This is a genomic window from Actinomadura sp. 7K534, from assembly GCF_004348575.1.
GTDB lineage: Bacteria > Actinomycetota > Actinomycetes > Streptosporangiales > Streptosporangiaceae > Spirillospora > Spirillospora livida.
Genome location: NZ_SMKB01000208.1, coordinates 1 through 12673, shown reverse-complemented (window position 1 = coordinate 12673; position 12673 = coordinate 1). Strand labels below are relative to the sequence as shown.

The 12673-nt window shown below is 64.5% G+C and carries 8 protein-coding genes and 1 pseudogene; 1 reads left to right on the top strand and 8 read right to left on the bottom strand.

Going from position 1 to position 12673, the window contains the following annotated elements; translation table 11 throughout:
• A pseudogene (locus E1266_RS29150) lies at positions 1–118 on the top strand (IS5/IS1182 family transposase); the annotation flags it as partial.
• A gap of 80 nt (positions 119–198) precedes the next feature.
• On the opposite strand, the gene E1266_RS29145 reads toward E1266_RS29150, so the two are convergent.
• The 8 genes from E1266_RS29145 to E1266_RS29110 all read right to left on the bottom strand — a co-directional run bounded on the left by E1266_RS29145 (position 199) and on the right by E1266_RS29110 (position 12385).
• Positions 199–3714 carry a DEAD/DEAH box helicase family protein gene (locus E1266_RS29145; protein WP_132052446.1) on the bottom strand — a complete coding sequence of 1172 codons (3516 nt, stop codon included), beginning with the start codon at positions 3712–3714 and terminating at the stop codon, positions 199–201.
• Positions 3715–3990: 276 nt separating this feature from the next.
• Positions 3991–4383, bottom strand: a complete 393-nt coding sequence (locus E1266_RS29140) for a hypothetical protein (RefSeq protein WP_132052444.1) — start codon at positions 4381–4383, stop codon at positions 3991–3993.
• A 243-nt stretch (positions 4384–4626) separates the two neighbouring features.
• On the bottom strand, positions 4627–5700 hold the full coding sequence (locus E1266_RS29135) for a caspase family protein (protein WP_132052442.1): 1074 nt from the start codon (positions 5698–5700) through the stop codon (positions 4627–4629).
• 39 nt (positions 5701–5739) lie between these two features.
• Complete coding sequence (locus E1266_RS29130) at positions 5740–8214, bottom strand: effector-associated domain EAD1-containing protein (RefSeq protein ID WP_132052440.1); 2475 nt, start codon at positions 8212–8214, stop codon at positions 5740–5742.
• Entirely contained in the window at positions 8211–9080 is an 870-nt protein-coding gene (locus E1266_RS29125; protein ID WP_132052439.1) for a hypothetical protein, read from the bottom strand. The genes E1266_RS29130 and E1266_RS29125 overlap by 4 nt, the downstream gene beginning before the upstream one ends.
• A complete protein-coding gene (locus E1266_RS29120) occupies positions 9067–9822 on the bottom strand; it encodes a hypothetical protein (protein WP_207945973.1) in 756 nt (251 codons plus the stop codon). Before E1266_RS29120 ends, E1266_RS29125 begins: the two co-directional genes overlap by 14 nt.
• Before the next feature lie 212 nt (positions 9823–10034).
• Positions 10035–11375, bottom strand: a complete 1341-nt coding sequence (locus E1266_RS29115) for a GTPase-associated system all-helical protein GASH (RefSeq protein ID WP_132052437.1) — start codon at positions 11373–11375, stop codon at positions 10035–10037.
• 353 nt (positions 11376–11728) lie between these two features.
• The gene (locus E1266_RS29110) at positions 11729–12385 is read right to left on the bottom strand and encodes a hypothetical protein (protein WP_132052435.1); all 657 of its coding nucleotides are present in this window, start codon (positions 12383–12385) and stop codon (positions 11729–11731) included.
• Between the last annotated feature and the right edge of the window lie 288 nt (positions 12386–12673).

Here is a 12673-nt window from a genome sequence, read left to right as displayed (position 1 = left end):
AAACGCCCAGCTCAAGAGCTGGCGAATCCTCCGCAAGCTCCGCTGCAGCCCCGGCAAGGCCGGCCACCTCGTCAAGGCCATCGCCGTCCTACAGAACTACGAGATCACCCGAGGATGAAAAAGGTTCAGTGATCGGGCGCTTTTCAACAGCGAGCAGGTCTTCCAGAGTTGCCCACGCCCAGCCATTTGGGAGGTCGGTCATGCTGTGAGGTTCCGGTTGAGGTCGGTTAGGAGGGTTTCGGCGTTGGTGTCGCCGAAGGTGGTCAGGAAGCCGTCGATGCCGCCGCGGTCGGTGAAGGGAGGTTTGTCAAGTTCGGTGTGGTCGATGGCGGCGTGGGTGATGACCACGTCGCAGATGTGGTCCAGCCACCATCGTTGGTCTGGGGTGAACTCGACTCCGGCGTGCTGTTGCTTCACAAGCCAGGCAGCGTACCGCTCCTCTACGACACTGCGGTGCGGTTTGGGTTCGGTGTCGAGGCCGAGCTCGTAGCGGATGAGGCCGATGAGGTCGACGGGCCCGTGCTGATTGCCGCGCTTGCCAGCGGCGAGGTTGAGCTGTTCGTAGGCCTTCCACAGCTCGTGGGGCGTCCACTCGTGCGGGGGGCGGGCGATGCGGGCGGCGAGTTCCTTGAGTTTGGCGTAGGCGGCGCGGCCGGGCTGTCCGCTGCGGTAGGCGGCCTCGATCGCAGTGATCTCGTCACGGTGTTCTTCGAGGTAGGAGCGCCAGGAGGTGACGACTTCCTGGGCGCGCAACTTGGGGTCCTGGGCGGCGGCTTCGATGAGGGTGTCGCGGTTGACCTCGTCCCAGTAGATGTCGTGGGCGCGACGGATCTCCAGCAGCCGCTGGCGCAGTTCGGTGTTTTCGGCCAGCGGCCGGACGGCCTGGACAACTAGGGCGTGGACCGCGGCTTTGCCCTTCGGGCCGCCGTCGCCGTAGGCGGTTTGGAGGGTGTCGGGGTCGGCACAGCTGGACACGGAGGCGATCACCTCAGCGAGCGGGCGGCCGGCCAGGTTCTCCAGTTCGGCTCGCTCGTCGGGGGTGATCTGCTTGTTCAGGCGGGCCAATCGTCCAGCCAGGGTGGAGGCCTCATCCGGGGTGATAGTGAGGCTTCCGACCTTGTTGAGCAGGGCCTCGAAGTTGATCTGCTTGTCGCTGTGCTGCACCAGCGGAGTGGCGTCCACGCGCGGTGAGTCGGTGACCCCGACGGCGTCAATGATGACGAAGCGGGTCTTAGCCTGCACGTCGGGGGTGACCTGCTGGAGCTCGGCCGGGTCTACGGTGCGGGCACCGCGGCCTTTCATCTGCTCGAACAGGGCCCAGCTCTTGACCTCGTTGATGAAGAACACGCACTCCAGCGGGCGGATGTCGGTGCCAGTGGCGATCATGTTGACGGTGACGGCGATCCGCAGGTCCGGGGAGTTGCGGAACTCGGCGATCAGCGCGTCGGGGTCGGCGGCCTTGTAGGTGATCTTCTTGCAGAAGTCATTGCCCTTGCCGAACACCGTGCGGACCATGGTCACGATCTCCTCGGCGTGGTTGTCGTCCACGGCGAAGACCAGCGTTTTGGGGACGTAGCTGCGGCCGGGGAAGATCTCGGTGAACAGCCGGTCGCGGAAGGTCTCCAGCACCAGTCGGAGCTGCCCGGTGCTGATTACTTTGCGGCCCAGTTGCGTGCCGGTCCAGGTGAGGTCGTCGTCGAGTTCCTCGTAGCGTTTGCGACGGGTGGGGCGGCTCATGATGGGGACCACGGTGCCCCGATCGATGGTGGCGCCCTGCTCGGCGTGCTGGGTGCGGATCCGGTAGACGTCGAAGTCGACGTTGACGGCGTCGTTGACCGACTCGCGGTAGGTGTACTCGCTGACCAGGTTCTGGCCGAAGAACCCGAAGGTCTGCTTGACCGGGGTCGCGGTGAGCCCGACCAAGAAGGCGTCGAAGTACTCCAGCACCTGGCGCCACACGCCGTAGATCGACCGGTGGCACTCATCGATGATGATCAGATCGAAGGTCTCGGGGGGCAGGTCGGCGCTGTAGGCGACCTCGACGACATTGTCGGCGGCGTAGCTGTCGTAGCTCTCGTCCTCGACCTCGGGGTCCACCGGCTCGCCCCGCAGCCGGGCGTACAGGCGCTGGACGGTGGAGATGACGACCTTGGTCGAGTCCTTCATCACGGCGCCGCCGAGCCGTTCGACGTTGTACAGCTCGGTGAACTTGCGTCCGTCGTCGGGGGTGATGAAGTTGTCGAACTCGGTGTAGGCCTGATTGCCGAGGTTGTTGCGGTCGACCAGGAACAGCACCCGCCGTGCTTTGGCGTACTTCAACAGCCGGTAGGTCTGGGTGACCGCCATGTAGGTCTTGCCCGCCCCGGTGGCCATCTGGACCAGCCCGCGCGGCTCATCACGCACCAGCGACTGCTCCAGGCCCGTGATGGCGCGGGCCTGCGCGGCGCGCAGCCCCCGGGTGTCCAGGGGCGGCAGTTCGCGGAGCCGGGCCCGCAGGGTGGGGGGTTCGTCCTCCGTGTCGGCTTCGCGCATCCAGCGGGCCAGCGTCTCGGGCCGATGGAAGCTGAACACCGACCGCGCACGCGGGGCGGGGTCGAGGGTGTTGGTGAAGTGCGTCTCGACCGCGGTGGTCTCGTAGCGGAACGGCAGGGGGATCCGCCAGGCGGCGAACTGCTGGGAGGCGGTCAGGGTGTCGGCGTAGCGGGCCGACTGCGTCTCCACCGGCGTCAAGATCACGCCCTCGCGTTTGGCCTCGATCACCCCGACGAGTTTCTGGTCCACCCACAGCAGGTAGTCGGCCACGCCCTTCGCCGTGGGCACCTCGCGCACGGCCACGCCCTGGGCGGCGAACAGGTTGGTGCCCTTGGCGTTCTGGACGTCCCAGCCGGCCAGCCTCAGCATCTCATCCACCCGCTCGCGGACCTCGGCCTCGGTCAGCGGCTTGGCGGCTGCGTGCTGAGCCCGCGAGATGAACGCATCGCGGTCGGCCGGCCGCACCTTCGGCGCACTGGCGACCTGGGCGGCGAACCGCTTCTGAGCCTCGGCCAGTTGCTCCTGCGTCCGCTGCACCGACGCGCGCAGCGCTTCCTGACCGGCCAGGGCCTGGGCAAGCTCCTGCTCGGTCTGCCGGCGCGCGCGGGCCTCCGCCTCCAGCTTGGACACCTGCCCGTCCCGGCTGACCTTCACCGCGGTCAGCCGTTCCCGCAGACGCTCCAGCTCCTGCCGCAGCTCATCCAACTCGGCCCGTTCGGCCGCCGACGCCGGCGTCTCGGTAGCGGGGGCAGGCGGCGGAACGAATCCCAAGGGGGCGGGGTCGTCGCTGGCAGCTTTGTGAAACCACACCCCCAGCTCGAAGCAGTTCCGTACGCACAACAGGGCCGCCTGGACGTCTCCCCAGTGCGAATGGACAGCCCGATTACCGGAGATTCGGACTTCATCAAATGCCTGCCGGATACTGGGCACCAGAACACCCGCCGTGCCCAGGGCTACGATTCTGGCGTGGTGCGTCGTTCCGTGCACCGGAGTCTGCGTGCGCGCTACCAGCAGCCTTGCCAGCGTCTCGGTGAACCGCCGCGCCTTCCCCATAGCCGCGTCCGGGTCGCTGTAGATGTACGACTCGGCCGTGGCCCCGTCTGCCACCAGCAGCGGCTCATGCTGCAGCAAGAATCCGAAGTTCCGCGACCGCGCCGCCAGCTCCTCGAATGAGTCGGCCATGTTCCCTCACCCCGCACCCCTGGTATCACGCAGAACGTTGCAGAATATCTCCTTCAACCGATTCTTCCCAGCGGGTTACCAAACTCGATCACTATGGTCCTGGCATTCGGGTTCGTTTGAGCTATAGCGCCACAAAGACACCCCAGGTCTTCAGCGCAGTTGCGGTGTCACAGCTGAGAGAACCTGTCCTTGCATGTACCCGTGGAGCAGATGCTGGGCGTGGTCGCGCTACCTCCGTACATGAGCTTGGACGCCGGGTTATCACCTAGCAAGCAATCATCGGCGGCGAGTGACGCGTGCGTAGGGACTGCGACTGCGCTCGGTGATGTGCCGCGCCCGGGCTATCGTCTGCCGCGTGGGCGTGGAGAGCCGGGGCGTGGGCAGAGCCTGATTCAGGCTCTGCCCACAGCCGGTCGGTGGCAGATCAGCGTGCTTGGAGTGCATCTCCTCCACCCATCCCACCTCCACCTTCCTGATCCGGTCTCGGCACTCCACGCCGATGCTCAGTAGGTGACCGGCCATGTGGCCGGTGATGAGAACGTCAAGCTCGCGCATCTGCCCGGTCACCCGATCATGAAGACTGGCCGATTCGACCACCGTCGCGTCGGCGGCGAGCTGGGTCTTGACGAAGTAGACGACCGCTTGGAAGTCGTTGGACCGTGCGGGCATCCGCTCACGGTAACCACGTGCACCGACATACTGCCGGGTAACCGATCGGCCCGCAGGGGCATGCAAACGCTCCCCGCGCAACTTTGTGCGAGGCTCGAGGCTTGGTCGCCTGGACGATCGCGAGGCGACGGCCAAGGCCACTGGAGTTGACCCTTAAAGCCATAGTCTCCCCCACGCGCCCTCGCCTCCCCAGCCGGGAGACCCCATATGAGGAGTCTTTTCGGCCTACCGCGGTGCCGGTAGTCATAGCGACGGCGCCAAGGCTGTGAGTCCAGCGTGGTCGGGGAAATCGGAAAGAGCGGCTTCAAGCAGTGTATGGATGTTGATTTCGTGGCCGCCACCGCCCAGTCGGAGAACGCGAAGTGCCGCGAACCAGGCCGCTCGCCCTGTTCCGGTCAGTGTGAGGCGAGAAATATCACCGCCAGCTCGTGCCCATATATCCTGATCGGTGGGCCCGGTGGGATAAAGATCCGCCATGATCTCCTCGAGGGCGCGCCACTGGTCCGGCCAAGTGGGGGTCATGTGCGCTGGTGTCTTCTTTCCCCCCAAGTCGAGGGCGACCGGGAAGTTGTCCTCAAGGTCTGAAGCCTTGAAGGTGGGGTGCTGCTCGGGTTTGGCACGATGGACGTGTTCAGCGACGTAGTTGAAAATGTCGAAGACACGAATGAGGCCGTCGCCTTTCGTTTGGGCCCTGCCCTTGAGCGCTTGGAGCAGGTTGTCGGTGAAGACGCTGTTGCGGGCACCGGGCAGCACGAAGGACACTTCGCTCGCCCGCGACGATGCGATAATTACACGACCGACGCCTTGGGCTAGTTTCTGAAGAGACTTCTCGTCGAATCCTGGCCGCGCCTGTGCGCTTTGGCTTTCCTTGAGCGTGCCAGCGCCGCCCGAATGACAAGCATCCAGAAGAACAAGAAGTCGCCGCGCTCGTATGCTGGCGAGCGTTTCGGAAAACTCCGCGGCCTGCAGAGTGGTACCCGGGAGATCCTCGGCACGATAGTCGAAAGGCATGAGGGAACTGGTCTCGGTCAAGCCTGTGCCAAACCGGGCACCGTGACCGGAGAAGAATACCACTACAGTGTCGTCCGGACTTGCGGACGACGCCAGTTCGCTCAGTTCGGTCCGGATGGTATCCAAGGTAGCCTGGTGGTTCACCAGCATCCGGACGCGATGGGGACGAAAGCCGCAGTATCCGGGATCCTGAAGAACTGTGGCAATATCCCGGGCATCGTTCACCACCGCACCGGGGAGCACATCTGCCTGCTCGGGGTATTCAGCGACGGCAATGACCAATGCGTGACCGTTGTCGAAAGTCATGGATTCACCGCTCTATTCCACATCAACGCAGGGAAAAGGTTACGTGGCGTCCCGGAATTCGCAGTCGTCTACCAGAAGGCTTAGGTTGGGATTCTCGGGAAAATCTTCACGCATCTCCTGCAGGAGGCTTCTGATGCTTGGCGGCCTGCCTCCGAGGCGGATTCGGGTTAGGGAGTGTTGCCACTGAGCTCGTCCGTTCATGCTCCACATGAGATCAGAGTCGCGCCCACCGGAACGTTCCCAGAGTCCGTTATGTCCGGGACCTGTCGGGTAGAGATTTGCGGCTAGTGTTTCGAGTGACGCCCATTTTTCGTCCGCGCTGACCGCCGAGAGGCCGTATCGCAAGCGATCCCACCAGCCGACGAGCGACAGACAGGCACGCAACGCCGGCCGGACGTCCTGACGCCCCTGGCGCAGCATCGACAGGAGCTTGGCAGGGACGTGACGCCATCGGCGTTCTTGTGTCAAGCGGCCGATCGCTTCGGATTCTTCCATAGAGAACGGACGTGTACGGGCTGCTGCGATGCGAAGCCAGGCCAGGAACCGTTGTTCGCTGAAGCCGGCGAGAAGCACGACGATCTGGATAGCCTGGCTGACGCCATCGCTCGCGAGCTGGGTTAGCAGCTTGTCGAGGTCCGGGTGGTCGATGATCGTGACCTGAAGTTCTGGTTCTGGTGCGGGCCCGGTGCCGGGGGCTTGGTCGAGCCATCCTCTGGCGGTGGCACGGAGCATGTTGGTTCGGGCTGGATGGGTGAGCCTTGGCCAGAGTTCGCTGCGGCGGGTGAAAGCGGTGAGATCTGCTAGGGGTGTGAGCGATAGGTGGGCGATGAGTTCTGCTGGTGGCGGGTAGCCATCGAGCAGGTCCAGAAGGATTGTGTCGAATACTGCGCGTGGATCGGTGGGCCCTCGCCAGGCGTCGACGTTGTGCTTCAGGCTCGCCGACCAGATCGCCTGCGCTGTGTGATTGGAAAGGTCCACATTGGCGAGGAGTGCAGGGGTGTTAGCCACGCGTTCCGCGGCGAGGTCGATGATCCGCGAGTCGTCGAGGCTGATGGCGCAGCTGACGACCTCGGCCGGTGTGGCATGGGCAAGTGCCAGGCGAATGCCCTCGGCCTGGGGGGCCGGTTCGGTCGAGGTTTGGAGGCGGGCGGCGGCGGCCGGATTGAAGGCGGCGGCAGCGGTCGCTCCATGTAGCCGGTGGAGACCCTGCTCGCGGGAGAGCTCAAGGATCTCCTGGGCGGCCTGGAGCCTCAGCGTACGAGGGGCGGTAGCGGCCAGTACGTCCTGCATGGTTGCGTTAGGGTTAATAGCCGTCCACGCCGGGCGGATGATGGCGGGGTCGGCCTCGACCCATCGCCACAAGGCCTTGGCAAGGTGGTCGGCAGTGCGGGCGGCGGCCGACAAGCCCTTCAATACTGCGTTCCGCCAGCTTGGAGTGCTCTTTGACTCCTCTGCCGCGTCAGTAATCATCCTGACAAAGGCCTTGTCCTGAGCTGGGGGAAAGTCGTGTTGTGCCAGCCGCCGCGACAGTGCCGTCCACAGGCGTTCAGTGGCTCTGAAGCCTTGCGGGTCGAGGTTGCGCAAGGTGAGGAGGTCTTGTGCTGAGGCTTGGCTGAGGTGTTGCACCAGGCGGTCGATCAAGTTCGCTTTGCCGACCGCGCCACACACTGGGCTTGGTGAGAGCCGATCAATCAGACGAACTGCTGTGAGTGTGTCGCTGATGGTGCCCGGTTCCGAGGCGGAGAACTGATGAGCCTTCTCCAGCAGAGCGAGGTCGGTGAAGCTTGTCAGGTCCGCGGCCATTTCGTCGGCGAAGGTGCGCAACGGCTCGCCCTCGCGACGTCCGCAGACGAGGGCGGCGGCCGACGAGGCTATGTGCGCGGACTGTGTGTCGAGCAACCGGTGCCCTCGCCATCGCGCCAGCAGGGCGGGCGGAGTGCAGACCAGTGCGGGTCGGGGGGTCTCCACCAGGTCGGCGGGGCCGAAGCTCAGCCGGAAGGCGAAGCTTCGGCGGAATTCCGGCCAAAGTCTCCCCCACAACGACATCACCAGGTTGTCAAAGCCGTCGTTTCCTGTTCGAATGACGGGCCCAGTCCCGGTGGCGGTGAGGGCGGTCGCGGCTGCCGCCAAATCCGAAGTTTCTGGGGGGATTTCGTCCCCGAGCATGAGGTCGAGCGTCGGTAGATTAGCGGGAGCAGCCGGTTCGGTGATCAAGAGGGCGAGGAGCGGCCGGAGATCGGATGCGGTGATGATTTCCTCGAGGGGCGTGATCAGCGCGTGGGCGAGGACCATCCCAGCCCTGTTGGCCTCCGGGTCCAGGAAGGTGCGTGCGAGCACATAACGGGCCTTGTGAGCAAATCCGAGGAGGAACGGCGACCAAGCGACGCCGGGCGGTGCTGTGTCCGGCAGGTCGAGGCGGGAGGCGAGCTCACCGACGTCCTTGCTGTCATTGCTTGAGGCCCTGAGCGCGTGGGCGCCCCGCACCTCGCCGAACACCGCCTGTTCGACGATCACTCTGGGTTTCCTTGTCCGTTTTGCTGCTGGTTGAGGTCCTGTAGGAGTAGGTGGATCGGTAGGGTGAGATCTGGTGATTGACACCCGTCCGGCAGTACCACGTAGCCGAAGTGCTCGGCGCCGCGGGCGACGTACTCGGCATCTTGCCGGGTCGCGCTGAGCGAGCGCCCCAAGGCCGACAGTCCCATGATGGATGGGCTGCGCCAAGTGGACCGGAGGAAATCCCAGAGCATGGGCATGCGATCTTTCAGCGCCGCCGTCGGCGCCAGGTCAAGGCCGAGTTCATCCCAGCATGTGAGCAGGACTCCGAGCCGCGGCCGATCAAGGGGACGCCGCCCGGCTGCCCCCGCCGCGTAGGTCAGCATTTGCAGCAGCTCGATGAGGCGAGCCTGATCTGAGACCTGCATCTCCCGGTTGCCGGTGGACGCCTTGCGAAGATCTGCCAGCGGCCGGGAGAAGATGTCATCGCCCGTCCGTGTCTGCTGAAGCCGGATCAGCAGCAGCCATCCCCGGGCCTGGCGTATACGCGCCAGCCAGGAGTTTGGCACACGCCGGGAGGAGATCATGGTGTGGATCTGCTCTCCGCCGTACTCGGGCCACACAAGGTCCGCTCGCTGTCCGGCCTCATCGTTTCGGACAGGCCAGAGACTGTTGACATAGGTCGCGGTGGCCGTGTGACCGGCCGCCTTTCCCTCGTCCAGGCTCGCAAGCGCTTCCTCGAACGGATCGAGATTCGTCGCTTGCCCCTCCATGCGCAGGCGACTGCCCTCGCCATTCATAAGCCTACGCAGCAGTTGAGCGCCGTAGTGTGTCTTCCCGACTCCGCTCTCGCCGAGGAGGAGGATCGAGTCGCTAGGGACGCTCATCTGGCCCCACCCCATACAAGAACAACGGGTCGTCACGAAACGCTGCGGGAGGCGGCAATTCGCCCGTCGGCCGCCGCGATGTCAAGATCCAGTTCATCAAGTCGATCCAGTCAGAGCCGGCAGAGGCGACCTCAGAGAGGACGCTGACCGAGAATTCCGTTGCATGAGGCATGAGATCCCGCACCGACCGGCGAATGGAGTTTTCCATTTCTGGAACGATCTCGACGTCCGACTTGGTCCACACCAGAGCGACAGGACGTTCCCAACACTCGGCGGCCAGCCGACGGCCTAGCCTCTGCAGCGCACCGCGTGCCGCGCCCCTGTGCTCGCCGGCGAGGGCGTCGCGATCAGCGATGAGCAGCAGGACATCGGCGTGCTCGGCGATCCAGCGGGCTCCCTCGGCCTCGGGCGCGTCACGGTTCATCGCCCACCGCTGAAACCATTCGCCGGGGGCATCAGTGAACAGAAAGTCCGTGGAGCGCTCATGGGCCGCGTCCCAGAAGGACAGGTGAAGCAGGCCCGGGGCTCGGCCACTTCGGCTGGTTGTATGGGGTGGGAAGCCCGGCAACTGCCCTGGGGACCAGCGCAACGATCCTGCAACCGCCTCCCAGCCCTCCAGAGACAAGGAGCCAGCAAACCGGCGATCACGAAGCTGGGGTGTGCCCTTGCCGAGCAGCAAATACCAGGCCCCCAGCAGGGTGGTCTTGCCCGCGTTCTCCGGCCCAATGATCCCGACCACCACGGGGCGGGCGCGCCCCGCAACGAAAGCTAGGTCAGCAAGCCCCAACACGCTTCCTGACCACGGCAGTAGCGCGTGATCCCTCGGCTCGGCTTCCGCTGGTTCCGGAGAGGGCTGGGCGGTCCATGCAGGGCAATCACCCAGTTCGACGTGGCCGAGGCTGCAATTGATGCCGGGGGCGAAACAGTTGTGCGTCGCGCATCGCTCCATCCCGGCTAGCCCTTCCGTCTCCGCCGACTGCCGGTCGTGCGTTCCTTCGTTGCTCTGACCGCTTGGAGTTCGCGGAACACCCAGACCGCCCAGTCTGGCAAGGTGAGTTCCGTCTCCGGCCCCAGGCCCGTCAACCGACGAAACTCCTCCCGTTCGGCATGCGAGGCCCGGGCTTCGGGATGGGCGATCAACGCCAGGAGCAGACCTCGGCCTGCAGGAGAAGAGACCAGGTCAGCCCCGTTTTCGCGGAGCGCTACAAGCCCGTCATCCTCTCGCGCCATCGCGACCAGTTCGTGGACCGAACAAGTCTTCCTCGGGTCAACAGTAGGAAGGCTGTGAACAGCCTCGAACAGAAAAGCTGTCACACTCGCCGGGGAGAACGTAGGGATCTGCTGATGGAGGTCGAAAGCCATTAGAGGCGCTGCGGCCTCAGGTGAAAGGTCACGGTAGCTGCATCGGGTGGACGGAGAAAATAGCGCCTCCTTCCACCACAACAGGTGGGTCCGGCGCTGAAGCCCACCCGTGGCGGCGCTCACGGCTTTGAGTGTCTCGTCGACATAGGTTGAGACGCCCGTCAGCAGTTTCTCCAAAGCTCCTTTCAGCTGCGCTTGATCAACAATCGATTCACTCACGGCCGCATTAATCGCATCGGCGGTGGCCTCGGCCATGCGTGGGCCAAACTCGGCCACCCAATGCGGGGTGCTGTTGGGTACGTGAGGGTTACCGTTTGTGCTGCTGGCTCGGCCTTGTGCATCCAGTGACTGGGGGCCTGCAGCCGCCCGGTATTGCTCCGCCAACTGGTCACGGTCGACCGGCTCCAACCTCAGGGTCAATCGGCTTGACTCTGGCACCTGAATCTTCGGTGTGGAGACTTTGATCGACGAGGGGGTTGCCCACTCCTGCTCGGCCCTGGCGTCCACCCTGCCTTCTATCTCCGAGACAACGTCTGCCCAGATCTCCTGTTCAGCGGCCACCTCCATGTGGGGGAGGATGTTGCGCGCCAGCCCGACGAAGGCCACCCCGAGGCACTCGTCGCCTGCCACTGCCTGTGCTAGGGCATCCAACAGCACCGCTCGGACAAGAAGCGTCGGCGTACCAGAGATCACGTTGGCGTGGGTCGCCCAATGCTTCTTCAACACGTCCACGACTTCGCTGACAACCGGCTCGTCGTCAGGCGTCTGCGGGTCGAAAGCTACCAGGGAGAAGGCGATGGCCTTCGACGAGGTCTTCCCCAGAGCCGCGGCGAGATCCTTGGCCACCTTCTGCAACTTCTCCAGCCTGGTGTCGTCTCCACCAAGATCAACCAGTCCGCTACTGAGAAAACGAAGCAGAACGCCATCGACCATCTGGCCCCCATACGTTGCACGCCGAACGAGACTCACATCATGAGCTGGCGCGGCCCCACTCGACAGGATCGAGCCGGAGTTTAGCGAACATCGCCGGTCACCACGCTCTGTCCACACGGCCACTTATCCCCTGGCGACGTCTCACCTGGTGGCCCGCCAAGATCGATGGTCGAGACGCGAGCGCCAGTAGTCCCCGACTGTCAATATGTGGTCTCACGACTTGCCTGCGCTTCCCCCGTAGCTACGGGGGGGAAGCGCAGACCGAAACACGGTGCACAGGCGAAAAGCCTGATAAAAGCTAAGGAACTGACCACCAAAGGAACCGAACGGAGAGGGTCACCTGGATTGGCTAGTCACCCTCGACGCTCGCCGCCTCCGAGCTCTCCGCCCTTCTTCTCAGTCTGCGGCTGGGGCTGCGCAGGCATCTTCGGCGCTGGATCGGGCTGCTGGGTCGGGCGAGGGTCGTTGGTCATTGAAAGCGTCCCCACGGTCGTTGTGACGGTCAGCGCAAGGATAAGGAGCAGCGACACCAGGTTCAGCCAGATTGCCCAGACGAACCATCGGCCACGGCAATCCGCGTCGGCACGCATCGACTGGACCGGGCTCTGCGAGTCCGCCCTGCCGTGCAGCAGCATCTCGGCCAGCTCTCGTTTCAACCCAGCGGTGTGCCAGGCATCGGAGTAGCCGTCACCCCTCTCGGTGCGGTCGAGGTACATCTGCCAGGACTTGCGGACGTCGGCAATGTTGACGCTCTTGGTGTCGCGGGCACGCAGCGCGCCTGCCGCTGCGGCGGCGCTCAGGGTGAGCGCCGCAAGCGCCGCCGCCCCGATCACGAGGCCGACAGTGCGGTAGTGGCCAGGCAGTTCGAGGACGATCTTGATGTTAGTGATGAGAAGCGCGACAACGACGCTGGTGAAGGCGAGAACGCCCAACGACTTGCGTTCGAACGCGTCGCCCCTTCGCCAGTGAAAATCGAGGAGCCGGCGTCCCTCATCCAGAAACACCTGCACCTCGTTCTCCTGGTCAGGGCGCTCCGTGGCAGGTTGGGAACGACGAAAGAACGTCATGGCTGCCAGCCAAGCAGGTCCAGGGGCGTCTGCGCGATGACTCGTGGAGGATCACGTCGCTCACGCCACGTTCGACAAGCAATCCCCCACACTCATCTTCAAGGAGGGGCTGGCACGGGTTCGGCAACAGCACCGGCAGGACCTTGTGTGATCGGACCTAGTCACTCCATCGACACGTGGTCACGGGATCAGGAAGCGGGAAGGGATGGTTAGGCGGGCGTTGGGTGGGGT